This window comes from Oleiphilus sp. HI0061 (assembly GCF_001635675.1).
Genome location: NZ_LWFE01000825.1, coordinates 1 through 209 on the forward strand (window position 1 = coordinate 1; position 209 = coordinate 209).

Annotated in this window: 1 pseudogene; it reads right to left on the reverse strand. The window is 49.3% G+C overall.

Features of this window, described 5'->3' with window-relative positions:
* Positions 1-209, reverse strand: a pseudogene (locus tag A3735_RS09885) (ammonium transporter); the annotation flags it as partial.

Genomic DNA, 209 nt, shown 5'->3' on the forward strand with positions numbered 1-209 from the left:
AGAATACTACGATAACACCACCGATCGCACCAATGATCGTTGCTAGTAGTGGAGAAGGATCAGCAGGCTCTGCAGTGATCGCAACCAAACCTGCTAGTGCGCCGTTCAATGCCATTGTAAGGTCAGCCTTACCGAATAGAATACGTGCAACGATCAATGCAGCGATCAAACCACCTGCCGCAGCAGCGTTAGTGTTCAAGAATACGCTT